The 24700-nt window shown below is 66.3% G+C and carries 24 protein-coding genes; 12 read left to right on the top strand and 12 right to left on the bottom strand.

Annotated elements, in window-relative coordinates:
• The first annotated feature begins 108 nt into the window (after positions 1 to 108).
• Entirely contained in the window at positions 109 to 843 is a 735-nt protein-coding gene (locus tag ACNQVK_RS34140) for a TetR/AcrR family transcriptional regulator (protein WP_418033214.1), read from the top strand.
• Here the strand turns inward: ACNQVK_RS34140 and ACNQVK_RS34135 are convergent.
• From ACNQVK_RS34135 to ACNQVK_RS34125, 3 genes are read right to left on the bottom strand one after another with little or no spacing between them, the layout of a single operon-like run.
• Complete coding sequence (locus tag ACNQVK_RS34135; RefSeq protein ID WP_418033212.1) at positions 819 to 2249, bottom strand: FAD-dependent oxidoreductase; 1431 nt, start codon at positions 2247 to 2249, stop codon at positions 819 to 821. The genes ACNQVK_RS34140 and ACNQVK_RS34135 overlap by 25 nt on opposite strands.
• On the bottom strand, positions 2249 to 3244 hold the full coding sequence (locus ACNQVK_RS34130) for an AurF N-oxygenase family protein (RefSeq protein ID WP_418033210.1): 996 nt from the start codon (positions 3242 to 3244) through the stop codon (positions 2249 to 2251). The genes ACNQVK_RS34135 and ACNQVK_RS34130 overlap by 1 nt, the downstream gene beginning before the upstream one ends.
• Positions 3245 to 3296: 52 nt before the next feature.
• Positions 3297 to 3779 carry a hypothetical protein gene (locus tag ACNQVK_RS34125; RefSeq protein WP_418033209.1) on the bottom strand — a complete coding sequence of 161 codons (483 nt, stop codon included), beginning with the start codon at positions 3777 to 3779 and terminating at the stop codon, positions 3297 to 3299.
• Positions 3780 to 3837: 58 nt separating this feature from the next.
• On the opposite strand from ACNQVK_RS34125, the gene ACNQVK_RS34120 reads away from it, so the two are divergent.
• Positions 3838 to 4509, top strand: a complete 672-nt coding sequence (locus ACNQVK_RS34120) for a phosphatase PAP2 family protein (RefSeq protein WP_418033208.1) — start codon at positions 3838 to 3840, stop codon at positions 4507 to 4509.
• Here the strand turns inward: ACNQVK_RS34120 and ACNQVK_RS34115 are convergent.
• Positions 4463 to 5926: a bifunctional phosphatase PAP2/diacylglycerol kinase family protein gene (locus tag ACNQVK_RS34115; protein WP_418033206.1), complete on the bottom strand. Its 1464-nt coding sequence runs from the start codon at positions 5924 to 5926 to the stop codon at positions 4463 to 4465. The genes ACNQVK_RS34120 and ACNQVK_RS34115 overlap by 47 nt on opposite strands.
• Positions 5927 to 6004: 78 nt before the next feature.
• Between ACNQVK_RS34115 and ACNQVK_RS34110 the strand changes: the two genes are divergently transcribed.
• Complete coding sequence (locus tag ACNQVK_RS34110; RefSeq protein WP_418033205.1) at positions 6005 to 6655, top strand: L,D-transpeptidase family protein; 651 nt, start codon at positions 6005 to 6007, stop codon at positions 6653 to 6655.
• Positions 6656 to 6670: 15 nt separating this feature from the next.
• Here the strand turns inward: ACNQVK_RS34110 and ACNQVK_RS34105 are convergent, their stop codons facing one another.
• Positions 6671 to 7129, bottom strand: a complete 459-nt coding sequence (locus tag ACNQVK_RS34105) for a nuclear transport factor 2 family protein (protein ID WP_170856150.1) — start codon at positions 7127 to 7129, stop codon at positions 6671 to 6673.
• 302 nt (positions 7130 to 7431) lie between these two features.
• Here ACNQVK_RS34105 and ACNQVK_RS34100 point away from each other — a divergent pair, with 302 nt between their 5' ends.
• The 3 genes from ACNQVK_RS34100 (at position 7432) to ACNQVK_RS34090 (ending at position 10729) form a co-directional block, all read left to right on the top strand.
• Positions 7432 to 9276, top strand: coding sequence for an Hsp70 family protein (locus ACNQVK_RS34100; protein WP_418033203.1), 1845 nt, complete (start codon positions 7432 to 7434; stop codon positions 9274 to 9276).
• A gap of 49 nt (positions 9277 to 9325) precedes the next feature.
• Positions 9326 to 9766 carry a cupin domain-containing protein gene (locus ACNQVK_RS34095; protein WP_418033201.1) on the top strand — a complete coding sequence of 147 codons (441 nt, stop codon included), beginning with the start codon at positions 9326 to 9328 and terminating at the stop codon, positions 9764 to 9766.
• Between the two features lie 87 nt (positions 9767 to 9853).
• On the top strand, positions 9854 to 10729 hold the full coding sequence (locus ACNQVK_RS34090; protein ID WP_418034499.1) for a family 16 glycosylhydrolase: 876 nt from the start codon (positions 9854 to 9856) through the stop codon (positions 10727 to 10729).
• Between the two features lie 74 nt (positions 10730 to 10803).
• On the opposite strand, the gene ACNQVK_RS34085 is transcribed toward ACNQVK_RS34090, so the two are convergent.
• From ACNQVK_RS34085 to ACNQVK_RS34070, 4 genes are read right to left on the bottom strand one after another with little or no spacing between them, the layout of a single operon-like run.
• The gene (locus tag ACNQVK_RS34085; protein WP_418033199.1) at positions 10804 to 11817 is read right to left on the bottom strand and encodes a zinc-binding dehydrogenase; all 1014 of its coding nucleotides are present in this window, start codon (positions 11815 to 11817) and stop codon (positions 10804 to 10806) included.
• Positions 11793 to 13388 carry a phosphonate ABC transporter, permease protein PhnE gene (gene phnE, locus ACNQVK_RS34080; RefSeq protein ID WP_418033197.1) on the bottom strand — a complete coding sequence of 532 codons (1596 nt, stop codon included), beginning with the start codon at positions 13386 to 13388 and terminating at the stop codon, positions 11793 to 11795. The genes ACNQVK_RS34085 and phnE overlap by 25 nt, the downstream gene beginning before the upstream one ends.
• Entirely contained in the window at positions 13385 to 14197 is an 813-nt protein-coding gene (gene phnC / locus ACNQVK_RS34075) for a phosphonate ABC transporter ATP-binding protein (RefSeq protein ID WP_418033195.1), read from the bottom strand. Before phnC ends, phnE begins: the two co-directional genes overlap by 4 nt.
• Positions 14198 to 14203: 6 nt before the next feature.
• Positions 14204 to 15184, bottom strand: a complete 981-nt coding sequence (locus ACNQVK_RS34070) for a phosphate/phosphite/phosphonate ABC transporter substrate-binding protein (protein WP_418034497.1) — start codon at positions 15182 to 15184, stop codon at positions 14204 to 14206.
• Positions 15185 to 15361: 177 nt separating this feature from the next.
• On the opposite strand from ACNQVK_RS34070, the gene ACNQVK_RS34065 reads away from it, so the two are divergent.
• The 3 genes from ACNQVK_RS34065 to ACNQVK_RS34055 all read left to right on the top strand — a co-directional run bounded on the left by ACNQVK_RS34065 (position 15362) and on the right by ACNQVK_RS34055 (position 19545).
• Entirely contained in the window at positions 15362 to 16078 is a 717-nt protein-coding gene (locus tag ACNQVK_RS34065) for a GntR family transcriptional regulator (protein WP_418033193.1), read from the top strand.
• A gap of 416 nt (positions 16079 to 16494) precedes the next feature.
• Complete coding sequence (locus ACNQVK_RS34060; protein WP_418033191.1) at positions 16495 to 18774, top strand: hypothetical protein; 2280 nt, start codon at positions 16495 to 16497, stop codon at positions 18772 to 18774.
• A gap of 315 nt (positions 18775 to 19089) precedes the next feature.
• A complete protein-coding gene (locus tag ACNQVK_RS34055; RefSeq protein ID WP_418033189.1) occupies positions 19090 to 19545 on the top strand; it encodes a hypothetical protein in 456 nt (151 codons plus the stop codon).
• A gap of 13 nt (positions 19546 to 19558) precedes the next feature.
• Here ACNQVK_RS34055 and ACNQVK_RS34050 read toward each other — a convergent pair whose 3' ends face one another.
• Positions 19559 to 20413 carry a helix-turn-helix transcriptional regulator gene (locus ACNQVK_RS34050; RefSeq protein ID WP_418034495.1) on the bottom strand — a complete coding sequence of 285 codons (855 nt, stop codon included), beginning with the start codon at positions 20411 to 20413 and terminating at the stop codon, positions 19559 to 19561.
• A 271-nt stretch (positions 20414 to 20684) separates the two neighbouring features.
• Between ACNQVK_RS34050 and ACNQVK_RS34045 the strand changes: the two genes are divergently transcribed.
• Positions 20685 to 21533, top strand: a complete 849-nt coding sequence (locus ACNQVK_RS34045) for a helix-turn-helix transcriptional regulator (protein ID WP_418034493.1) — start codon at positions 20685 to 20687, stop codon at positions 21531 to 21533.
• A 14-nt stretch (positions 21534 to 21547) separates the two neighbouring features.
• Here ACNQVK_RS34045 and ACNQVK_RS34040 read toward each other — a convergent pair whose 3' ends face one another.
• Positions 21548 to 21919: a hypothetical protein gene (locus ACNQVK_RS34040; protein WP_418033187.1), complete on the bottom strand. Its 372-nt coding sequence runs from the start codon at positions 21917 to 21919 to the stop codon at positions 21548 to 21550.
• Positions 21916 to 22710: a helix-turn-helix transcriptional regulator gene (locus ACNQVK_RS34035; RefSeq protein ID WP_418033185.1), complete on the bottom strand. Its 795-nt coding sequence runs from the start codon at positions 22708 to 22710 to the stop codon at positions 21916 to 21918. Before ACNQVK_RS34035 ends, ACNQVK_RS34040 begins: the two co-directional genes overlap by 4 nt.
• Positions 22711 to 23041: 331 nt before the next feature.
• Between ACNQVK_RS34035 and ACNQVK_RS34030 the strand changes: the two genes are divergently transcribed.
• Both ACNQVK_RS34030 and ACNQVK_RS34025 read left to right on the top strand, forming a co-directional pair.
• Entirely contained in the window at positions 23042 to 23725 is a 684-nt protein-coding gene (locus tag ACNQVK_RS34030; protein WP_418033183.1) for a hypothetical protein, read from the top strand.
• Between the two features lie 57 nt (positions 23726 to 23782).
• Positions 23783 to 24697 (top strand): hypothetical protein, encoded by a 915-nt coding sequence (locus ACNQVK_RS34025; RefSeq protein ID WP_418034491.1) that lies wholly within the window; start codon positions 23783 to 23785, stop codon positions 24695 to 24697.
• Positions 24698 to 24700: the final 3 nt, after the last annotated feature.

Raw genomic sequence — 24700 nt, 5'->3', positions numbered from 1 at the left:
ATCCTTTCCATCCACTCTACGACCGAACAGCCTGAACCTTCCTTCCGCAACCGTTTGGATCATCGAGAGCTACTTATTCGTCGTGGTGTCGTCGGTAGGGTGGTGGCCATGCCGACCGCCACCGAACCTGCTGCGGTCAGCGGCTATGAGGCCCGCTGGGAGCAGCACAACACCGAGCGGCGTGCCCAGATCCTGCAGGCAGCGGTCGCCTTGATCGAGGAGAACCCACCGGGCGCCGAGATCTCCATGGTGCGTATCGCCGACCGTGCCGGGGTGGCGAAGTCGGTGGTGTACCGCCAGTTCGCCGGCAAAGAAGAGCTCGAACGACGCGTCCGGTCGTATGTGTTCGACGACTTCGCGGCGGTTCTCGACACCAACCTCGATGTCAGCAACGGCTCACTGCGCGACATCCTGACCCGCACCGTGGCGGCGGTGGCCGACTGGATGCTCGATCACCCGCGGCTCGACGAGTTCGTCCGGCGCGGGCCGACCTTCGACAGCGACGGCTCATTGGACGCGGTCAGCGAGCTCAAGCTCCGCATGACGAGGCAGTCCGAGGGGATCATCGCCACGATCGCGCAGACCATCCGGGTGGACGACAGCGCGTTCAAGACGGTCCCGTTCGCGGTGGTGACGATGGTGGAAGCCACCTTGTCGGCGTGGATCCGCGGTGCGGCGCCGGAGCGGTCACGGGAAGAGATCGTGACGCACCTGGCCGACTTCGCCTGGTACGTCCTGGACGGTGCGGCGCGCGCGAGCGAGCTGGAGATCAACCGCGATGACGAGTTGACGTCGGTGATCGCCTCGCTGATGAGCCGTCAGGCCAGCAGCCCGCCGTTGTAATCGGCGATCAGGCTCCGGACGGTCTCCTGCGCACAGGACTTGTTGGTCCCGATGAAACCGGTCGGCCCGCGCTTGATCCACCCGGTGACATAGGCCCCACGGACCTGCGGAACCCTGCCGTCGTCGTTCGGCACCGTGGCGGTGTCGTCGTCGAACGGCAGCCCCGGCACCGGCATACCGCGATACCCGATCGAGGTCAGCACCAGACCGGTATCGATGACCCGTTGGAGCCCAGTCGATTTCACCCGCGTCGAACCGTCGGGTGCGGCGACGAGTTCGTTGTGGACGAATTCCACGCCGGTGGCCGAGGATCGGCCGAGGATCGTGGTCGGCGACAACAGGTACTCGAGCACGATCCTGCGATTGCCCGTCCCGCGGGGCGCCGCGTGCAATATCGCCGCCCGGGGGTCCGAATCCGGCAGCGTCCGCAGGTCCTCGTCACGGACGACGATGTCGACCCCCGGTGTCGAGCACAGTCCGACCAGTTCAGGGACCGTGAACGCGGACTGCTCGATCCCGCGCCGGCCCACCACGACCACCTCTTCGACCGCACTGTCGCGCAGCGCTTTCAGCGCGCGTGGAGCGATCTCGGTGTCGGTGAGCCGATCGGGGTCGGTGGTGAGGATGCGCGCGACGTCGAGGGCGACGTTGCCGTTTCCGATCACGACGGCGCGGCGATGGGACAGGTCGAAGGACCGGCCCGCGTGATCGGGATGGTCGTTGTACCAGGCGACAAACTCGGTCGCTGAGGTGACGCCGGGCAGTTCGATGCCCGGGATGTCGAGGCGCCGGTCCGTTGAGGCACCGACGGCATAGATGACCGCGTGATGCTCATCCAGCAGGTCGTCATGGGTGACGTGACTGCCGACCTCGACGCCGAGTCGCATCTCCAGACGGGGGTCGGTGGCGACGTGGTCGAACTGGCGGGTCACCCCGCGGGTCCGTTGATGATCGGGCGCGACCCCGAAACGTGCCAAACCGTATGGCCGGGTGAGCCGTTCGTAGATCCGGACGCGGGCACCGGGAATGGTCAGCACCTCTTCTGCGGCGTACATAGCGGCCGGACCCGACCCGACGATCGCGACGCGCAGGTCACCTCCGGTGCGCACCTCGAGCGGAGGGACGACCGGGGCCAGAATCGGCCTCGGCCGGGGCGTGGCGTAGAAATCGGCGTTGAGCGTGGCGAACACGTCCTCCGCACCGGTCAGCTTGGTGTGCGGTTTGATCGCGTCCACCGGGCATGCCGTCACACACGCCCCGCAGTCGACGCACTCGACAGGGTCGACGTACAGCATCTGCGCGGTGTGGAAGTCGGGTTCGTCGGGTGTGGGGTGAATGCAGTTCACCGGGCAGGCGTAGACGCACGACGCGTCGCTGCAGCAGGACTGCGTGATGACGTGGGGCATCAGGCGAGGGCAACCGCTTCACGGTCCGGCACACCGCGGTAGCGGGCGGCCTCACCGTCGATTCCGCAGCGCTTCCACACCCACCTGCCGACCCGGTTCATCAATCCGAGTTCCTCACAGAGGGAACGCATTTCACCGAAGTAGCCGGACAAGATCTTGCGCGAGTGCGGGCTGCGCCAGAACGCGTCCTTGATCACCGCCCGCGGAATCCCGAACTCCTCGCCGAACGACTTCGGGGGAGCCACGATCTCGTGCGCGAGCCAGCGCAGGGTAAGCGGGAAGGCAACGCTCGCGAACGCCTTCATCCGCCACGACCGTTCCGGCAGATGGGTTTTGAGGAATTCGTGCGCCCACGAGATGTGGCGTGCCTCTTCGGCGATGTGGATCTGCATGGTCCGCAGCACCGCGGGCGGAATATTGGCGCCCTCGCGGATCAGGCCCTTCTGGAAATGATCGATCGGCTCTTCACCGGCCAGGATGCCCGCCATGAACGCCGTGGGGGAGTACTGGCCGACGAGGCCGATGTACGGCGACAACCGCCGGAACAGCGGCCGCATGCCCGGCACGTCGACACCGCTGCGGTTGACCAGCTCCTGGAACATCTGGATGTGGTTGCACTCCTCGGTCATCTCGTGCAACGCGTAGCGGAACTCGGGTGAATTGTTGGGCAGCTTCATGATGAACGCCATCAACCCGCGGATGAGGATGCTCTCGAAGGCGGCGCCGACTTTGACCGAGTTGAGGGTCCGCCAGCGGCCGATCTCGATCTGCCGGGCCGGCGGCTGGGCCTGGTACCAGGCGGTCGCGCCGAGCGGATCGACGTTCGGTGACAGCACCCAGCGCGGATCGTCGAGTTCGATGGCCAGATCGGGGGAGTCCCACGCGATGTCCAGGTAGGGGTCGAAGCGGCGGCGCACGGAGCCCTCGGACAGCGTCTGCAGCAGATCCTGGTAGTCCGCATCGAGGGATGCGGCGTCAGGAGAGGTGGAAGCCATGGCGACAATTTACCGAGACTTCGGGTCCCGGTAAATAGCGATTTGCGCGGACCTACGGGTGGTACGGCACCCCGACGGCGCGGAATACGTATTCGGGCCCCACGTCGAAGGCCAGCGACCGGCGTGGCAGCTGCGTCAGGACCTCTTCCGGTATCGCGGTCTTGTAGTGCAGCGACAATCGGCCGTGGCAGCGTCGGTCGATCTCGGCCAGATCGGCCGACAGCGTGAGCCCGGCCGGGTCGAGCTCGGCGTGCATCGCACCGATCTGCGGTGCCGACCACGGCTGGTCGATGCTGCGGCCGGCAAGCTTGGGCAGGGTGGACATGGTCGCCAGCGCGCGGTAGTTCGTCAGGACCAGCGCACCGGCGTAGCTGGCGACGCTGCCGGTCGACCGCTTGCCCGGGATCGTTCCCGTGAAACGCCTGGTCACCGGAACGTACTCGGCGAGAAAGAGGATGCCTTCAGCTTCGGCTTCGGCCCGCAGACCCTCCGGCAGAGCGCCGATGTGCATCAGCTTTCGCAGGATCAGTGCCATGCCTTCGACGGTAGCGCGCAAACATGGCAAATCGGTTGGAGCTGGTAGAGATGATCTGGTGAAAACCCGGGCCAGGTGGCTGATCGTGAGCGCGGTACTGGCTGTTGCGTTGTATGCGGCGCTGTGGGTCGGCTACGCGATGCAGTGGACTTGGCTGGCCGACCTGGACGACGCCGGGCTGGCGGGCCCGTATCGCTACGGCGCGGCGCACCCCGCCTGGGTGACGGCGTGGGACGTGTTCTGCACGGTGTTCGGTCCGTTCGCGTTCCGGTTGCTGGCGTTGGTGATGATCGTCGTCGCGCTGGTGCGGCGGCGACCGCGCATCGCGCTGTTCCTGGTCTTGACCGTCGAGCTCAGCGCGGTGACGACCGAGCTGGCCAAGTTTCTGGCGGACCGCCCGCGCCCGGCCACCGCGCTGGTCCACGCGTTGTCGACCTCGTTCCCGTCCGGGCACGCGCTGGGCGTGATGGTCTCGGTACTGGCCTTGTCGGCCCTTGCATGGCCGAGGCTCGCCCCGCGGCTGCGGGCCTGGTGGGTGGTGACCGGGGTGCTTCTGGTCGTCGCGATCGGCGTGGGGCGGGTCGTGCTCAACGTCCACCACCCCTCGGATGTGGTGGCGGGCTGGGCACTGGGTTACGCCTGGTTCGTGGCGGTTTACCTGTTGTACCCGCCGTACGCGGCGGTCACGGCACCGGACGGAACACCGGCAGCGCCCGGTAACGCACGCTGAAACTGGCCTCGCTGAGCGCCTCGCCGACCTCACCGTCATGGGCCACGGTGGTGGGACCGTCGACGGAGACGAACCGGAACTCCGGCACCTGTAGCTCGTGGTAGAGCGGGCTGCGTTCCAGGCGGCCCAGTGCCACAGCCGTCGCGATGCGCAGCCTGCTGAAGCGCCGCCCGGTCTCCAGGATCCGCACGTCGATCAGCCCGTCGTCGAGGCGTGGGCGCTGAGACGGTGCGAATCCGGACGGGAAGTAGGTCGAGTTGCCCAGGAAGAACAACTCGGTCTCAAGGGTCTTGTCGTCGTAGCTGATCCGGACCGGGGCTTCCCGGCGCAGCGTGAGGTACAGCGCGTACATCCCGGCCAACCGCTTGCCCATCCGGTGCTCGAGCCTCTCCCGCGTGCGCACGTACTTCGGGTAGGCGCCGATGCTGGCGGTGTTGATCACCATGCGTTCCTCATTGAGGCAGACCAGGTCGACGTAGGCCGCGGAGCCTTCGGCGATCGCCTTGACGGTCCGTGCCACCGAATCGCAGCCGATGTCCTTGGCGAAGTGGTTGAACGTCCCGCCGGGGAACACCGCGAGCGGAACACCCGCGTCGACGGCGATGCCTGCCGCACACGCCACCGTGCCGTCGCCGCCACCCACGGCGAGCACGTCGGTACGAGAGGCGGTCTCCCGCAACACCGCCTCGATGTCGTCGTCATCGCCGAGTTCGATGATCTCCGCGTGCGGCAGGGCATTTCGGACCTCGTCGATGATTCGCGCACCGGTCCCGTCGCCGGAGGCCGGGTTGATCACCAGCGCGACGCCGGCGCCGTCCGGCCGGGGCTCGGTGGGGAACCGCAGTGGATCGGATTTCGGCAGCGTGGCAGCGGGGATGGTGGGTACGACGCGGGCACCGAGGACCGCGATCGCGGCGCCGATACCGAATCCGGCGAACACGTCACCGGGATAGTGCGCACCGGTGGCGACCCGGGACAACCCGACCAGGCCGGCCAGCAGCGCCAACGGCAGGCCGGCGGCCGGGGATTCCAGGCCGACGCCCACCGCGAAGGCCGCGGCGCTCGCGGAGTGGCCCGACGGCAGCGAATGCGATGTCGGCATCCGCCGGATCCGCCGTGCCACCGGGATCAGGCGATGGTCCGGCCGCGGCCGCCGCCAGATCCGCTTTGCCACCTGATTGGTCAGCAGGCTCGTCACCGCCAGGCTGACCACACCGCGCGCGGCGCCGCGCCGCAACGACGCGCTGCCCAGCGCGCCCATTCCGGCCGCGATGGCGAACCACAGCTTGGAGTGGTCTGCTGCCCTGGTCAATCCAGGCATCACGGCATCCAGTAGGGGGCTCGGTGACTCGGCTACCGCCTCGAAGACCTCGCGGTCCAGCGTGCCCAGTCCCTTGCCTATCGCGCGAACATCCATGGCGCCAACGTAACCGTCGCGACCGGATCGTGCTCCAAGCTTTATCCGGCCGAGAGGGGCGGCGACGACGATGGACGGATGCGCCGACTGCTCGCCCTGCTGTGTGCCGGGGTGTTGGCACTGGCATGCGCGCCCACGGCCGGCGCCGCCGAACCCTGGTTCGCCTCGTCGGTGGGCAACGCCACCCAGGTGATTTCCGTTGTCGGCGTAGGTGGTTCAAAGGCGAAGATGGATGTCTGGCAGCGCGGGCCCACCGGTTGGCAGCCGGTCGGCGCGGGGATCGACGCCAACATCGGTTCCAACGGCATGGCCCCGCAGACCCACGACGGTGAAATGAAGACGCCCATGGGCGTTTTCACCTTGGACTTCGCGTTCGGCACCGCACCCAATCCGGGCGGGGGCCTGCAGTACGTCCAGGTGACGCCTGATCACTGGTGGGACGGGGATATGAAGAGCCCGACCTACAACACCATGCAGGTGTGCAAGAAGGCGCAGTGCCCGTTCAACACCGATCCGAGCAGCGGCACCGAGAACCTGGACATCACGGCCTACAAGCACGCTGTGGTGATGGGAGTCAACAAAGCCCGCGTGCCCGGCAACGGTGGCGCGTTCTTCGTGCACACCACCGATGGCGGGCCCACGGCAGGTTGCGTCGCGATCGATGACGCCACCCTCGTGAAGATCATGCAGTGGCTACGGCCCGGCGCCGTGATCGCCGTCGCGAAATAGCCGTCAGATATTCCGTCAGATATTAAGGGCGGTACCGGGTTCCAGCTTGAAGTTGAGTCCCTCCAACGACAGCGTGGCGTCGTAGGTGCGGTCGTAGCCGGTGCCGCTGATCTTCCAGCCGTCGGCGGTCTTCCGGTAGCGGTCGTGGTAGAACGCCGAGCCGAACAGCATGAAGTTCATGCTGGGGACGATCACCCGGTCCTGCAGGTACCAGGTGGCGGTTGCCTCGTCGCCGTTCACCTCGATCTCCGGGTGCGCGACGCGATGCTCGGTGATGACCTCCGGGCCCAACGAACTCTTCATGTACTCGACCAGCGAATCGCGGTCGGTGAAGTGCAGCGTCTTGCCCATGGACTGCCCGTAGTCGCCGGCGATGTCCTCGGTGAGGGTGTCGGCGAACTCGTCCCAGTGCTTGGTATCGAGGGCACGCAGGTACCGGTATTTGACTTGCTTGATGTCGTCGATGTCACCCATGCCCGCCATTTGAGCACACCGCGCGCGGGTGCAATACCCTCTGTGTCCACTGTGAGGAACGTGCAGGCTGTGGCGGCTGAGCCGCAGCTATCGGCTCGAGAAGCGGCACGCTCGTCACAGGGTCTGCGATAGTTTGCCGACCGGTCGATCTGATCTTCGTCCCGGGTGACCATCAACGTTCCTATGTGGCGCATTAGCGTTGCTCATGCGATCAAAAGCGCACCGGCGGAACGTGCTTGGCCTGGCCATTGCGGAGTGTCGGACAGCTCCGGGGCTCTGCTGCGGCTATCGTGGCGTGCGTTATGAGCGGCCCGTTGGGGTTGTCGATCGGGACCACCAACTTGGTTGCGGCGCGTGTCGGCAATCAACCTGTCAGCCGGCGTTCGGTGTTGACCTTGTCGACAGACCGGACGCCGCAAGTCGGCATGCCCGAATCCGGTTCCGGTGTCACCTTGAGCGGATTTGTCGAGCGGGTCGGTGATCCCGTGCCCCTCGTGGCTCCTGACGGCGCGTCCTATCCCGCTGACACCCTGCTGGTCGAGGCCCTCGATGCGATGGTGGAGCTCGCCGGCGGACCCTCGGATCAGATGGCCATCGCCGTGCCCGCGCACTGGGGAGCGCCCACACTGCGTGCCCTGCGCAATGCGCTGCGCACGAATCCCAGCTTCTCCCGCGACGGGAGGCCACCGCGGCTCGTCCCCGACGCCGTCGCCTCACTGGCCGCCCTGCGCGCCAACCCGGGCCTGCCGTCCAGCGGCGTGGTGGCGCTACTGGACTTCGGTGGCGGCGGTACCAGCGTCACGCTGGCCGACGCCGCATCGGCTTTCGAGCCGATCGACGAGACCACCCGCTATCCCGATTTCTCCGGTGACCAGATCGACCAGGCGCTGCTGACCCATGTGCTCGAGGGCGTCGCGCAGGCCGGCGGCATCGATCCGGCAGGTACCGCGGCGGTCGGGTCGCTGGCCCGGTTGCGTGAGGAATGCCGTCAGGCCAAGGAACGGTTGTCGGCGGACACCGCGACCGATCTCGGGATCGAACTGCCGGGTTACTCGGCCACCGTGCGGGTGACCCGCACAGAACTCGAGTCGCTGATGCGGGCTCCGCTCGCCGGCGTGCTGGGCGAGCTGGAAAAAGCGTTGGAGCGCAACGGGATCGGCTGGCCGGCGGTATCGGCAGTGGTGACCATCGGCGGCGGCGCCAGCATTCCTCTGGTCACCCAACAGCTTTCGGAGCATTCGCGGGCCGTGGTGGTGACCACTCCGCAGCCCGCGCTGGACGCCGCGATCGGTGCGGCCTTGTCCGCTGCCTACCTCGCCGATGCCGATGCGCAGACCGGTATGGCGCCCACCCTGGGCGTGGCGGCCGTGGCGCCGACGGCCGGAATCCCGTCCGGTACAGAGGGATCCGAGGGTTCCTCCACGTTCCGCGCGTTGGCCTGGTCTGAAGATGACGCGGGCGACGACGTGGTGCCCTACACCGGGCCCGACCTGGTGGACTCCTACGGCAGCGAGACCGCGGCGCGGCCGGCCGTTCAGTACGTGCCCCCGACCGGTCCGATCGAACAGCCGCGTGGCGGCTGGGAGCGCTTGCCGTTGACGGTTTTCGCGGTGGCCGCGGCGCTGGTCCTGGTCGCCATCGGTGGCGTCACGTACGCACTGACCAGTGCGACGGGCACCGCGCCGAGTTCGGAGGTCAAGCCTCCCGAGCCCAAGCCGCTGCCACCGCAGGAGCTGGCACCCAGCCCGGTGGAAGCCCCACCGCCGGCCCCTGTCGAGCCGCCGCCGGCGCCCGAGCCCGTCACCCAGGCGCCGCCGCCGGTCACGGTGACCCAGGCGCCGCCACCACCGGTGACGGAGACGCGCGTCGTCACGCAGACGACCACGCCGCCTCCCGTCACGACCACCACCACGACGACAACGACCACGACGACCACGACGCCGCCGACCACCACCACGACGACGACGCCGACCACAACCACCACCACGACGAACCCGATGACGACGACGTATGTCACGGTGCCGTTCGTCCCGGTGCCGATTCCGATCCAGGTGCCGAACCGGGGAGAGACCCAAAACCCCTATCCGCAGCAGCCGCAGTACCCGTACCAGCAGCAGCCGCAGAATCCGTTCCAGCCTTACCCGTGACGAAATCCGCTTGAGCGGGCTACCTTTCGATCAACAATCGGGAGGCACCATGAACCGCATCCATGCCGTTGTCGTCGGCGTCATCACCGCCTGTGTGTCGGCCGCTCCGGCCGCGGCAACCCCCGCCGAAGGCGACGTGGTGCGCACCGATCTCGGTAAAGGCACCACCACTGCGCCGATCTGGGTGGTCACCGCGGGGCAGCCCACCACGTTGTATGTGCAGAGCCTGCTGCTCAAACCCGGAGCCGGCAGCGGTTGGCATACCCATTCCGGTCCCGAGCAGTCGGTGATCAACGAGGGTGCGGTGGTGGTGCAGACCGCGGCCGACTGTGCACGTGTGGAGTACACGGCGGGCCGGGCGGTGGTCATTCCGGCCGGGGTGCCCCACCGGGTGACCAATGAGGGCACCACCGACGCCGATGTCGTGGTGACCTACACCCTGCCCGCCGACGCCCCGGTGCGTGACGACGCGCCCGCCCTGTGTTCCTAGCTGCGAAAACACGTCTGGTGCCACGAAACTTTGGGCAGGGGTCCGATATGTGGGTAAGAGTTCGGTTAAGGTTCTGCTGTGCCTGAGATGGATCGTCGCAGTGTGATGTTCATGATGGGTCTGGGGGTGGCAGCGGCTGCATTGCCTGCCGGGACGGCCAACGCCGACCCGGTCGTTGGTGATAACCCGCCTGCGCCTGCCCCTGGAGCTCCCACCCCGCCTGCTGCCGCGGCGCAGCCGACCTTCCTGTTCCAGGATGAGTTCAACGGCCCGGCCGGCTCCCCGCCGGACCCGGCGTGGTGGCACCTGGTGCCCGAGCGCGAGACCATCAAGAACCCGGTCGAGTGGGACAAGCCGTTCAACATGGGCCGCTACGTCACCGATACCGAGCACGCGTTCCAGGACGGCAAGGGCAACCTGGTGATCCGCGCGACGCGCGGCCCGGGCACCACCATCCAGGAGAAGTACGCCAGCGCCAAGGTCGTCGGAAACTGGCGCGGCGGCATCGGCACGACCTGGGAGGCCCGGGTCAAGCTCAACTGCCTGACCGACGGCGCCTGGCCCGCATTCTGGCTCCTCAATGACGATCCCGTCCGCGGCGGCGAGGTCGACCTGGTGGAGTGGTACGGCAACCGTGACTGGCCCTCGGGTTCGACGGTGCACGCACGCCTGGACGGCGAGTCCTTCGCCACCGACCCGCACCCCATCGACAGCGGGTGGCACACCTGGCGGATGTCGTGGACGCCGACGGGCATGTACTTCTGGAAGGACTATGCCCCCGGCATGGAACCCTTCTTCACGGTTCCGGCGAACTCGTTGGACGACTGGCCCTTCAACGATCCCGGCTACACCCTGGTGCCGGTGTTCAACATCGCTGTCGGCGGCTCGGGCGGTCGTGATCCGAGTGGCGGCAATTACCCGGCCGAGATGCTGGTCGACTGGATCCGCGTCTTCCAGGGCTGATTCGCTTTCGCGCCGAGACTACGGGTTATGACGTGATTTCTGTGATTTCACGCCAGAACCCGTAGATTCGGCGTTTAGGGGCGAACTGCTGTCCTGAGCTTTCCCGACGGCGGGGTGCGCAGTGCCACCGCGATGTCTTCGAGCGGCACCGGCGCGACGACAAGCGTCTCCCACGGATAGCGCTCGCGGGTGTCGTCAAGGAATTTGACGGCCCGATGCAGGTGCCGGGGCTCGTAGTTGTGTACACCGGTGATGGTCAGCCACTGCCGCACAACGATTTCCGGATCCACCGCCAATGGCGGCCCAGGAGTGACCGATCCGGCCAGCACCAGGGTGCCGCCGATGTCGAGACGCCCCAGGGCATCCGCGACTGCGGACGACGACCCGGTGTAGTCGATGGCGACATCGACGGGACTGCCATCGGACCCGCGGCCGCCGAAGTGCGGCACCAACGCCATGCGGTCGGCATTGCGGTCGACGACTTGGACGTCGGCTCCGGCCGTCGCGCACGCCGCGACCGCGGTGAGCCCGAGCATTCCCGCTCCGCCGATGTGCACGCGCCGTCCGCTCAACTCGCCTGCCGCCTCCAGGGTGGCCATCACCGTGGCCGTGGCGCACGCGGCCGGTGCGGCGACCGCATCGGAAAGTGTTTCCGGGACAACGGCGAGCGTGGTTCCGCGAGGCAGAACCACATGTGCGGCATAGGAACCCGACAATGGCCAGTCCCCGTCGAACGGCTCGTGGCCCACCTTGCGCACCGACAGGCACTTGGCGGTCAGGCCGGACCAGCACCGGCTGCATACGCCGCAGGCCACTGTCACCGACCAGATGATGCGTTGGCCTACTTGGTTATCCGCTCCCGCGCCGACGGCGACGACATCGCCGACCGCCTCGTGGCCGAGCACCGACGGGCAGGCCGCGCTGCGTCGGCCGGTGACGGTGTGCAGGTCGCTGCCGCAGACTGTGGCCAACCGCACCCGGACCAGCACCTCACCGGGACCGAGTTCGGGAATCGGCACCGTGCGTACGTCGACGCCGGAGCCCGTCCAGACCGCGGCGGCCGTCACACGAGCTGGGATCGGATCCATCCGGACAACCTTTCGATGGCGTAGACGATGACGAAGATGACGATCACGATGGCGCCTGCGACATCGAAGTTCAGCGTGCGGATCGATTCGAACAGCAGGTAGCCGACACCGCCCGCTCCGACGATGCCCAGGATGGTCGAGGTTCGCACGTTCACGTCGAACAGGTACAGGCTTGATCCGACCATCGCAGGCATGGCCTGCGGAATCACCGCGGCGAACAACGTCTTCCACCAGCCGCCTCCGACCGATCGGACGGCCTCCAGTGGTCCGGGATCGATCTCCTCGACGGCGTCGGCGACCAGTTTGGCCAGGAAGCCGATCGATCCGATGGCCAGTGCGCAGGTGCCGGCGACCGGCCCGAGCCCCAATGCCGCGACGAACACCACCGCCAGGATCAGTTCGGGTACGGCCCGCACCAACAGGATCCAGCCCCGGGTCGCCCAGTAGACCGCCGGATGGGGAGTGACGTTGCGGGCCGCCAGGATGCCGACCGGGATCGACAGCACGACACCGATGGCCGTCGACACCACACCGATCGCGACGGTTTGGCCTGCGGCGGCGACTAATTCGCTGCCGAGAGCCGAGAAGTTGGGTGGGATCATCCGCGCGAACACCTCGACGGCTGGTCCCACCCAGGTGATCAGCAACACCGGATTGATCTTGAGTGCCACCAACGCTGCCACACAAACCCCGATCAGGGCCCCGCCGAACACGAACCGCGCAGCGCGCTCCCGGGCCGGGTTCGATTGCGCGGAATCGAGCAGCATCCGGCGGATCGCGATGGACAGCAGTTCCATGGCGGCGATGATCGCCAGGATGACGCAGGCGATGCCGAGTGCGCGCGGATAGATCAGGCCCCGCAAGGCATCCTGCAATGCGAAGCCGATGCCTCCAGCGCCGACGAAGCCGAGCACTACCGACATCCGCAGGTTGATGTCGATGCGGTAGATGAAGGTGGCGATCCAGGACGGCACGACCTGAGGGACGACGGCGTTGAGCATCTCGCGGAAGTAGCCGACGCCTGTGCTGCGCACCGCTTCCCTCGGTCCCGGGCCGGTCTGCTCGATGGCATCGGCGAACACCTTGCCGAGCATGCCGATCGAATGGATGGCCAGCGCGAGAATGCCCGGGAGCACGCCGATTCCGAGGGCCCGGACGAACAGCACGGCGAACAGCAGATCCGGCATGGCCCGGCAGAACGTGATGATCGCCCGCGCCACGGTCTGTACGGCCGGGTGCGGTGTGGTGTTGCGGGCAGCCAGGAAGGCCAGCGGCACGGAGGCTATCGCCGCGAGCACCGTCCCCAGCACGGCCATCAGCAGGGTCTCGACTGCCAGCCCGCCGATCCGTCCCGGATCGTCCAGCCGTGGCGGGATCATCCGCTGCAGCAGCGCGACGACTTCGTCGAACCCGTCCAGAAGTGTGGCCGGGGCGAAGTCGATCGACCAGGCGGCGACGATCGTCGCGAGCAGAGCGGCGACCGCGACCAGGTGTAGCAGGCCGGGCAGCGGCCTGCGCTCGGGGACCGGCGGGGCGGACGGGGCCGGGCGCTCGGTGAGGTCGGTGCTCACGACGGCCGGGCCGCCGAATGTGCTGCGGGGTCGACGCGTTGGTAGATCTCCATGACGTCGTCGCGGGTCATCCCGACCGCGGGCCGGTCCAGGATTTTCTGGCCGTTGCGCAGACCGACCAGACGGTGCGCCCAGCCCAACGCCAGGTCCACCTGGTGCAGCGTGCACACCACGGTCAGCTTCTCCTCGATGCACACCCGGAACAGCAGATCCATGACGACGCCGGCATTTTCGGGATCGAGCGAGGCTACGGGCTCGTCGGCCAGCAGCAGACCGGGCTTCTGCATGAGCGTGCGGGCGATCGCGACCCGCTGTTGTTGGCCGCCGGAGAGGGTGTCGGCGCGTCGCTCGGCGTAGTCGGCCAGGCCGACCCGGTCCAGGTAGGTAAGGGCTTCGGCGCGCATCGCCCTGGGGTAGGTCAGCGCGCCGTAGCGGGGAACCCGCAGCTGACCGAGGCCGCCGATCAGGACGTTCTCCAGGCAGCTCAGCCGCCCGACGAGATTGAAGTGCTGGAATACGAACCCCACGTTGCGGCGCAGTGCGCGCAGCTGTTTGGCCGACGCCGTATCGACGTGCGTGCCGCCGACCTCGACGCTGCCGGAGGTCACGGGGTGCAGCCCGTTGAGGCAGCGCAACAGGGTCGACTTGCCGGACCCCGACAGGCCGAGCAGCACCAGCATCTCGCTGCGCCGCACCTCGACACTGACGTGGTCCAGGGCCAGGGTGTCACCGAAGCGTTTGGTGACGTCGCGGGCGATGACGACGAGATCATCGCCCGCGACGGGATGCTGGGGTCCGCTGGTGCTCATCGGGTTTCAGCCCTTGCACTTCTCGGAGCCGGTGACGTCGCAGACATGGCGCACGCCGCTGTAGTCCGAATCCTGGACCGGTACGAAGCCCCAGGCGCGCTCGTCGGTGATCCGGCAGGCGTCGCCCTGGCAGAATCCCTCTGCCTCAAGGTTGGGCACGTTGACCTTGTCGGCGAAGAGGGTCTTGAGCTTGCCGATGGCCTCGCCGCCCAGCGAGTCGTTGGCCGCGAACACCGATCCGGCGATCGTCTCCGACTTCCAGATCGTCTTCAGCTGACCGGGTTTGAGATCGCCCTTGGCGATCATGGTCTTGTCCACCATGGTGTCGAACGCGAAGCCGGCATCACAGTCGCCGTTGGCGATCGCCAGCGCCGAGGAGTCGTGGCCACCGGCGAAGATCGGGGACATCGCCGCCGAGAGGTCGCCTTCGGAGCCGGACTTGATCACGCCGGCTTCGATCAGCCCGGCGGTCGGGTAGAGGAATCCCGACGTCGAGCTCGGGTCCACGAAGCAGACCTTCTTGCCGGCAAAGTCCTTGAGGCCGTTGATGTTCGCCTCATCCGCACGCGCCAGGCCGTAGGATTGATAGCCGGGCTTGGCGCCCTGATCCTGGATCACGGCGCCGACCGGGGTGATCTTGGCGCCGTTGACACCGGCGACCACATAAGCGAACGGCCCGAAGAATGCGAGGTCGACGTTGTCGGCGATGATGCCTTCGACCACCCCGGCATAGTCGGAGGCCTGCACGAACTCGACCTTGGCGCCGGTCTCCTTCTCCAGCAGCTTGATCAGCGGCTGGTAGCTGGCCTTGAGGTCGGTGGAGTTCTCGGCCGGGATCGCGGCCAGAGTGAGGGTCTGTGGGAAGCCCTGGGCGGTCTTGGCGTCGGACTTGGAATCGGAGCCGGAACAGCCGGACAGCGCGAGCGCGGTACAGGCGGCTGCCACGGCAGCAATGCGAGCAGAGGAACGCCGGGTGCGGAACATCATGGCGCGCGGGACCTTTCGGGGCGGGGTCGGTTGACGGGCAGTGCGCTGACCGAGGCGTGCCACTGCCATGCCCCACACCCTGTGCGTTGGTCTATACCAGCGGGTGCATCCAAGTTGGCGAGGAGGTTAACAACGCGGCAAGTCTTGGTCTATACCAAGACTTGCTACTGTGAGCGGGTGTCCGCGAGTGCAGAACCCCGGGTTCTCAAGCACCAGGTTGTCCGAGCGCAGCTGGAGCGACTGCTCGATGGCCTGGAGGTCGGTGACCCATTCCCGGCGGAGCGGGAGATTGCCGAGCGATTCGATGTCGCCCGAGAGACGGTCCGGCAGGCTTTGCGAGAGTTGTTGTTGGCCGGTCGTATTGAGCGCCGGGGCCGTACCACCATCGTCGCGCGTCCCAAGATTCTGCAGCCCTTGTCCATGGGGTCCTACACCGAGGCCGCCAAAGAGCAGGGCCGCAGTGGCGGCCGCATCCTGGTCGGCTGGAGCGACCTCGTTGCCGACGACGTCCTGGCCGGGCAACTCGCCATCGAGGTGGGCGCACCCATCCTGCAACTGGAGCGCGTCCTGACCACCGATGGCATCCGGGTCGGCCTGGAGACCACCAAGCTGCCGGCCGTGCGATACCCGGGATTGCGGGAGGCCTTCGACTACCGTGAGTCGCTCTACGCTGAGATCCGCAGCCGGGGCATTCATTTCGAGCGGACTGTCGATACCATCGAGACAGCACTGCCGGACTCGCGGGAATCGGCGCTGCTCACCGTGGACAGCCGCACGCCGATGTTCTTGCTCAATCGTGTGTCATACGACCAGAACGGGATTCCGATCGAGCAACGGCGCTCCCTCTATCGCGGTGACCGGATGACGTTCACCGTGGTGATGGCCGCCTCGTAGAAGTCTCCGCGGCCACGGCGGACCAACGTTTCGGGACGTCGGACACTACGGGCCGTAATCTTCAAATTATTACAGCGGGCAAACGTTGAAATAGTGGCACTTGGTGATGGATTCGAAAGCGATGATCCCCTGATCAGTCCTTTCATGGCGCCATCCCATCTTCCCTCCCGGCATCATGGCTACTCGGTGAAAAAGAATGTGTAAGTTCGTAATTCGACATTGAAACGTGTTTCAGAAAAGTGCTTCCATCGCCGCGTGGCCCGGATTAGATTTCGCCCGTCGAACCAAACATCGACTTCTGATTTCAGAACTTCACCGGTGTCCAACGTCATCTGCGTCTCTGAGGGGAAGCCCAAGTGGAAGTATCCGTTCGCTCATATCTCACTGCCACGACCGCACTTGTTGGTGCTGGTGCGATGGCTCTGAGTCCGGTCATCCCCGTTGATTCGCATATGGGTGAGTTGCCGGCGCCCGCCCTGGTGTCTGATGTGGAATTGACAGCGGCGCCGTTCCCGCTGCAGACGTTGTTGAACACCGCGATCAACGCATCCAACAACGTGTACACAGTGGGGCAGGAAGTATGGGCGTTGCCGGCGCCTCTGCTGCGGCAGGTGGCGGCCAATCTCATCGAATACGCCTCGATTGAAATCGGCGCGTTCCAAACGGCGGCCACCGCTGCGGTGCGGTACTTCGGGACCGACTTCCCGGAGATCATGCGGACCGCGATCGCAGCGTTGGATGCCGGTGATCTCGTCGGGTTCATGACCGGTGTGAACAGCGCGATCTTCAACACGTTTTTCAGCGTGTTGTTGCCGTTGCAGGGGGCGCTGGCGATCCCACAGCAGATCGCGGCCAGCCTTGCGGCTGCGGCAATCTACGTCACGGGGGCATTTGTGACAGCTGCGGGGGCGGTGGTGGTGCAGGGGATGCTTCCCGCGGTCACGGGTGCGATCGGTGCCGACCTGCAGGCCAGCTACGACGCCGCCACCAGTGGCAATTGGGTGGGCACGGTCGCTGCCTTGGCCGACCTGCCTGTCGCGGTGAGCAACGCGGTCCTCAATGGGGTGGGTGGAATCGCGGGTCTGACCGGGCCGGCCGCCGGGATCATCACCGGCGGTGGCCTATTGGGTCTGCTCGTGCAGACATTGCCCCGAGAAGTGGCCAGGGCCATCGCGGACCCAGGTGGACAGAACATCATGACCGGCGGCACCGTCCAGGCGGCGTTGCAGGACCTTGTCACCCAAATGACCACCGGGTGGCCCACACCCAGCGAGTTGGGCGCCATCCCGACAGGTATCGCGGCTGGGCTTCAGGGTCTGCCGGAAGCGGCGCTGAATGTGACCGGCAAAGCGTTGGGTGGGTTGATCGGTGGCGGCGGCAGTCCTGCGATCGCCCCGGGAGCGCAGGTCGAGGAGCTGGTCCTGTCTGGCGGTAGGACGTCCTCGGCCGCACCGGTCAGTGGTGGTCCGGCCGACAGACCGGCCGGTGTGAATCTTGATGGCCTCGACACCGGGGGCCGCGGGCTGATCGGGATGTTCGTCGGTGACGGGACTGCTGAGAATCCCAACGCCGGGCTCCTGATCGGGAAGGGCTACAGCTACGGCACGGTCGACGGTGACTGCGCATCCAGCTGCGATGGCGGTCGGGGCGGGATGCTGTTCGGCCAGGGCGGCAACGGCTTCGGCGGCGGTACCGGTGGCAGCGTCGGTCTGATCGGCAATGGTGGCACCGGCGGTGCTGGCACCGCCGGCAATCTGAACGGTGGCGCCGGAGGGACAGGTGGCATCTTCGGCAACGGCGGCGCCGGCGGGGCCGGGTTCGGCACCGGCAACGGCGGCACCGGTGGCAACTCCGGCGCGTTCGGTAACGGTGGCTCCGGCGGGGCGGCCGGCGCGACCGGCGGGACGGGCGGGACCGGCGGTCTGGGTGGCCTGCTCGCCGGCAACGGTGGTACCGGTGGGACTGGCGGCGGAGCTGGTGGTGATGCCCGCGCGATCGGCAACGGGGGCACGGGCGGTGCGGGCAACGCCAACAACCCGACCGGTGGTGACGGAGGTTCGGGCGGCGCGGTGTTCGGTAGTGGCGGGACCGGTGGTGCCGGCGCGAGCGGCAACACGGGCACCGGTGGAGTGGGTGGCGACGGTGGCCGGGGTGGTGATGCGATCTCTGTCGTCGGCAATGGCGGCACCGGCGGGCAGGGGGGCAACGCTCAAGGGGGCCAAGGGAAGACCGGCGGCACGGGCGGCGCTGGTGGCGCCGGCGGAAAGCTGTTCGGCCAGGGCGGCACCGGCGGGCAAGGTGGCACTGGTAGCACGTTTGGGGCCCTTCAGGGCAACGGCGGTACCGGTGGGCGGGGAGGTAGCAGCACCGGAATCCTGGGCACTGGCGGCAGGGGAGGTGCCGGCGGCAACGGCGGCATCGCCACCGGTAGCTCCACCGGCACCTCTGCCGGCAACGGTGGGACTGGAGGCAGCGGCGGCGCCGGCGGAATCAACGGCGGCGCGGGCGGCACCGGAGGCAGGGGTGGTACCAGCACCGGCACCAAATCTCCCGGCAGCGGCGGTACAGGAGGTGCCGGAGGCACAGGATTCGGCGGTAGCCGCCCCGGTGGTAGCGGGAAACCGGGCAGCGCACCCGGTGGCAGTTCCGGTTCCGGTGGATCCGGTGGCGCAGGCGGAACAGGCGGTGGCCTGTGAGCCATCGCCAACGCAGTCGAAACATAGGCGGCCCAACATAATCCACTGCAACTAGTCGTGACCACAATGATCCACCCCCTCCGGCCCGCAACGGAGGGGGTGGATTGCCCTGTAGTCAAGCCGCTTTGACTTGTCGCACGCGGTTCATGGAACTTCTGCTTGTCGCTCAGATACTCTAAATCATCTGTGAATAACCAAGATTCGAACTTCGACTCTGTTAGCGTCACGCTCATGCCGCAAGCAACTGGTCAGGAAACTCGCGCTCCCTCGGCCTCGCGTAGACCAGCTCCAGAGGCCACCCGAATCCCTGTCGTCGTGGCGGTCGTCGCGCTGGTGGCAGCGCTGACTGCGGCCGGGGCCGCGTTCTTGGCGCTGCTGGACAAGCCCGAGGTGGCCAAGGGTGCCGCGGTGGCGACTCCGACCTCGGAGCAGGTGAGCGCCGCACGCGCGCGTACGTGCGACAACTTCAAGAAGGTCGCGTCCGGGGTTGCCATCCAGACGCACACCCAGCCGGAAGACAATCCCGCATCGAGACAGGCTGTCGCGGCGAATGCCCGGCTGTCGATGCTCGGCGGTGGCGCATATCTGCTGGCCAACGTCGATCCGGCCGCACCCAGCGACCTCAGCGATGCGGTCAAGGACTTCGCCCGGACCCTGCAGACGGTTGCGGTGAACGCGCTGGCCGGTACTGGCAACGATGCGCCCGACCAGGCCGGCTTGCTGCAGAAGGCTCAAACCGAGACCGAGCGGATCGAAGCGCTCTGCAAGTAGTCGGTGCCGCCCGTCAGCGTTTGCCGCGATAGGCGCGGGGGGACACCCCGACACGGTGGCGGAATGCGGTCGAGAAGTGGCCCGGCCTCGAGAACCCCACCATCGCACTGATTTCGGCGATTGTTCGCTCTGTGTTCTTCAGGAGGAACTTCGCGCGTTCGAACCGTCGGTCCAGTAGGTATTGGTACGGCGTGGTGTGAAACGCTGCGCGGAATGCGGTGATGAAGACGCCCACGGGCATTTTTGCCTGCTGCGCAAGCATTTCGAGCGTGATCGACGAGTCGATACCGTCCTCTAGGAACTCGATGATCCTCGCGCGGGTGGCCGAATCCAGGGTGTCGGGCCTGCGTTCGGTCGAACGAGGTGGGGACACCGCGCACATGTTGGTGATCACCAGTTTGAGGGTTTCGCCTACGGAATCGGTGAGGAGTCGTGCGGGAGCGTCGTCGCGATCGGCGACGGCATAGATCTGCTCGACGATCTGATGGATCAGCGGGTTGCGATGTTTGATGCGCGGAATCAGCGTCGGAGTGCCGAGTAGGTGCTCGGGGATTGCTATCTCGCAGTATTCGGCGGTATCTCCTTCGACCAGCGATGCGCATTTGTCTCCGGCGGGCACCACCCACATGTCGCCCACATCAGGTACGCCTTTGCCCGAGGGGCCCCAGTCCAGGTCGGTTTCCATGGACCGCAGTCGTCCTGCGCGGTGCACGAAGACCAGGTGCCGGGCGTCGTCGCGACAGCACCAGTCGGTCGTGGTGTCGATCTGCTCGGTGGCGAATCTGACGGACATGCCGCGGGTAGCCACGCGGGTCTCGCCCAGCACGACGCGCCGAGTTTGTGGGCGGTCGTCATTCCAGGGTTTCATCGCCACCCACAAACCTCCTGAGCGATCTACGGCCGCGTCAATCTGGGCAGCAGAGTAGCGGTCCGCGCTCCCACTGGTGGGAAGTTTCGATTTAAAAGGGCAGAGCCTTTTGGTTGAATCTTGAAGGACCCGACATCGAACCCGCATAGCGCTGTGAAGTGCGAACACATGAGGTAGAAACGTCTCGGGAACCTATGGTGATGCGGCTCTCGACGCACAAGGGCACTGGCTAGATGAATCTATGATTCCAATGGACCTTCGAGTGGTGGAAATGGAGCCTCGGGATGACGCTCGGTCGCTGACGCGCCGCGTTGTGGTGGAAAGCAAGGAGGTTGCGGCTCGCGGCGTCTCATTTTCCTTCGTGACTGAGCAGATATCGGATCCCACGGAATGGTGCAGCGTCGATGACGACCACCATCTGGTTTACGTATACCTGGGCGGCACAGTGCATTCGATGCAGACTGCGCTAGATTGGGGGCCAACCGGGCAGGTCCCGCCGGCGGCGGGGGACATCTGGTGGAAGCCCGCAGGTATCCGTTTTGCGGCTCTGGTCCAAGGCGATGTCGCGCGATACTGCGAGATCGCCATCCCACTACGGACATTGGCCGACGCCGTATTGCTTTCCCGGATCAGGTACCGGGATCCGCTTCTTCATCACCTTGTCGAGGAGATCTACAGCGTCGCCGATCGTGACGATGCGATCGCGCGGTTGCTCACCGATGCCGTTGCCGAGACCATACTTGTACTGATCAGGAACAAATACACCGCGTCTCCGCCGGTTCAGAGGGGACTCCGCCCCTTGGACGCCGTCACTCGCAGGATGATCGTGGCGTACCTGAATGAAAGCCTGGATTCGGAGATTCATCTGGATGCCTTGGCGCAGTTGACCGGGATGTCCGTCCAGGGGTTCATCCTTGCCTTCCGCCGGGCATTTCACACCACGCCGTATCGGTTCCTGCTTGACCTGAGGATCGACCGGGCTCGGGCGCTGCTATCGGGCACCTCGCAGCGCATCGCAGAAATCGCTGTAGCGGTGGGATTTTCATCACCAGGACACTTCGCGACGGCCTTCAAGAGGCGGGTCGGGATGTCGCCCAGCGAGTACCGCCGCCACTTGTAGTCGACGTGGCGGTGTTACTTGGTGTCCTCCGAACTGCCGGTATCGCCCTTGTCGGCCGATGCGGTTGTTGGCTTCTTGTCTGGCTTGCCCAGAGCTGACTTGATTCCTTCACCAATTTTGTTGGCCGTGTCCGAGACTCGTTCGATCAACTGAGAGGCCAGCTTGTTGACGCGGTCATTCCTCGCCGTTGTCACGCCCGGCTTGCCGGGAACGGCCACGAGGCTGCCACCGGCAGTCGTCGTCGCCAAGCTGAATCCGGCAAGTGCGATACCGATCGTCATTCCCCAGACGTGATTCATGGCCGCGGCAGCGAGGCGCTTGCCAACGTCGAATTCTTGCCACGTTCGAATTCTTTGGCGCGGAACTGCCGAGCGCCGATCGATCACCGAAGGTTGCGATAGCTGGTGGGCGAGACTCCCACGCGATGCCGGAACGCGGTGGCGAAATGATTGGGCGTCGAGAATCCCACCATGGCACCGATTTCGGTGACGGTCCGCGGTGTGTTCAGCAGTAACGCCTTGGCGCGGTCAATTCTTCGGTCGAGTAGGTACTGATACGGCGTCGTGTGAAACGCATCCCGAAAGGCTTTGATGAAGTTGCCGACCGACATCTTCGCCTGCTGTGCAAGCGTTTCGAGCGTGATCTCCGAGTCCATGCTGTCCTCGAGGAACTCGATGAGCCTCGAGCGGGTGGCTGAGTCCAGGATGTTTGCCCGGTACTCCGAGCGCCGCGGGGTGGCCTCGGCATAGTTGTCCGTGATCAGCAGCCGCAGAGTCTCCCCGATCGACTCCGTGAGTAGACGCGCAAGCGCGTCATCGCGCTCGGCGACGTCGTAGATGCGCTCGACCATCTGATGGATCAATGGGTCGTGGTGTTTGATGCGCGGAATCAGCGTCGTCTCGCCGAGCAGGTGGTTCGGGATGGCGATCTCGCAATATTCGGCGGTATCCCCTTCGACCAACGAGGCGCACTTGTCGCCGGCCGGCACCACCCACATGTCACCCACGCTCGGTAGCGCCCGGCCCGAAGGACCCCAGTCCAGATCGGTCTCCATCGACCGCAGTCGTCCAGAGCGGTGCACGAACACCAGGTGGCGGGTGTCGTCGAAACAACACCAGTCGGTCGTGGTGTCGATCTGCTCGGTGGCGAATCGTAGGGACAAACCGCGGGTGGTCACGGCTCTTTCGCCCAACACGACGCGTCGGGTAAGAGGGCGGTCGTCATTCCACACCTTCATCGCCACACGAGACGACCTCCTGGGCGATTTGCGGCTGCGTAAATCAGGACAGCAGCGTATCGACGGGAGGCCGGACCCGGGGGTGTTTTTGAATTTAATCATCCGTCACCACGGTGAATGGCGTCCTTAAGAAGGCTCGGCGCCCGTGACCAATTCGTGACCTTTGACCTGCGTAAACACGCCGCGAATGTGCTTGACAGTCATTTAAGGAAACTCTCAGAACAGGGGAGCGGTTGCTGCAACTCCTTGAAGGTGCCCGTATGGTGCCCGTGTGGGCCGACACGCATTAGCCAGCCCCAGACAGCGCAAACTACCGGCTGTCGCGGCTGCGATCATCGCGCCGGTCGCTGCGTTCTTCGCCGGCGGCAGTGATGCTCCTTCATCCCCCTTTTCCGACGCCGCCAAACCTGTCGCGGCTCCTGCGCCGGCCCCCGAGTCGCCGTGCTGCATGGAGATCGTGGCCGCGCCGGCCCCGTCGACGTCGACGGCTGTCGTACAGACCGTGAGCCTGAGCGCAGGCCAGGCGCCGCCCGCAACGGCCTCACGCTGGCGCGTCATCAACATCCCGCAGCTGCTGCCCATCGGCGACGCCCCGGAGCGCGGCCTGCAGGTCAAGACCATCCTCGCGTCCCGCGCCGTCAGCGCCGACTTCCCTGAGATCCGCGACATCGGCGGCGTCCGTCCGGACGCACTGCGCTGGCACCCCAACGGCCTGGCCCTCGACGTGATGATCCCCAACCCGAGTAGCGCCCACGGGATCGAGCTCGGCAACCGGATCGTCGCCTACGCCCTGAAGAACGCCGACCGGTTCGCCCTGCAGGACGCCATCTGGCGGGGCACCTACTACACACCCGACGGCGGGGCGAAGGCCGGCGGCTATGGCCACTACGACCACGTCCACCTCACCACCAAGGGCGGCGGCTACCCGACCGGCGGCGAGCTCTACCTGCGCTGAGCGTGTCGCCTGACCGGGGCTGCCTGCGCCGTTTAGATTCGCGTCGTGGCGCGCAGAATGTCGTTCCGCCGGGCGCGATCAGTGATGAGCGCCGAGATCGCCGCGATCCGCCGCACCGATCCTGACCTCGATGCCGGTGATATCGCCGGATTCACCCTGCCGATCCTGGTACGCGCCCTGGGAGTGGTGGCCATCGGCGTGGTGCCCCTGCTGGTGGTCCGCAACGGGGAGACCGCGAACGAGCAACTCGTCCCCGTCATCGGTTCCCTCGCGCTCGTGATCATCTGCGCGGCCGTGGTGGCCTGGCTGATCTCGATCGTCATCTCCGGCCTGGTGGTGATGATCCTGTACCGGACCAGGCCGTCGTCCTCGTCGCGCCTGGTGATGCGCATCCTCACCGACTCCTTCATGCGCATCGACGACTCCACCTCGGCGCTGATGCTGCTGGCCCTGCTGGCCGGCCTGCTGTCGCTGGCGTTCGGCCTGCCGACGCGCAGCGGCGACGAGCTGGCGAACTCGGTACTCGACGATCTGCTGGCGGCTCAGATCGGTGTGCTGCTGGTGGCGCTGGGTTTCGCGTTCGTCGCCGAATCGATCCGATCGGCCGCCGACATCGTCGACGACCAGTCGCTGCTGCTGGCCTGGCCGTGGGCGTTGATCATCGCGTCCCTGAGTTGGGTGTTGGCCACCGTGGCAGGCCCGTTCGAAGCGACCCGGATGCTGACCATCCTGTTGCACGAATGGTTGCCCGCCGTCGTCGACGATCAACCCAGCTCTCGGGTGATCGCCGAACTTGTCCCGCCCTCGGCGCGATGGTGGGTGGCATTCGGCCCGGTGCCGATCATTACCGCGATCTGGGCCTACGAGGCATACCGGCACGGCGGGTTCACCGCGATCCGGCATTTCTTCGATGACGATGCGCCTCCCGAGTTGCCAGAAGTTGCGCGAGACAGCGACCCGTCCGAGGGTTAGCCT

Source organism: Mycobacterium sp. 134 (genome assembly GCF_048282715.1).
In the GTDB taxonomy this organism is placed as follows: Bacteria; Actinomycetota; Actinomycetes; order Mycobacteriales; family Mycobacteriaceae; genus Mycobacterium; species Mycobacterium septicum.
This window is presented reverse-complemented; position numbering and strand designations above follow the sequence as displayed.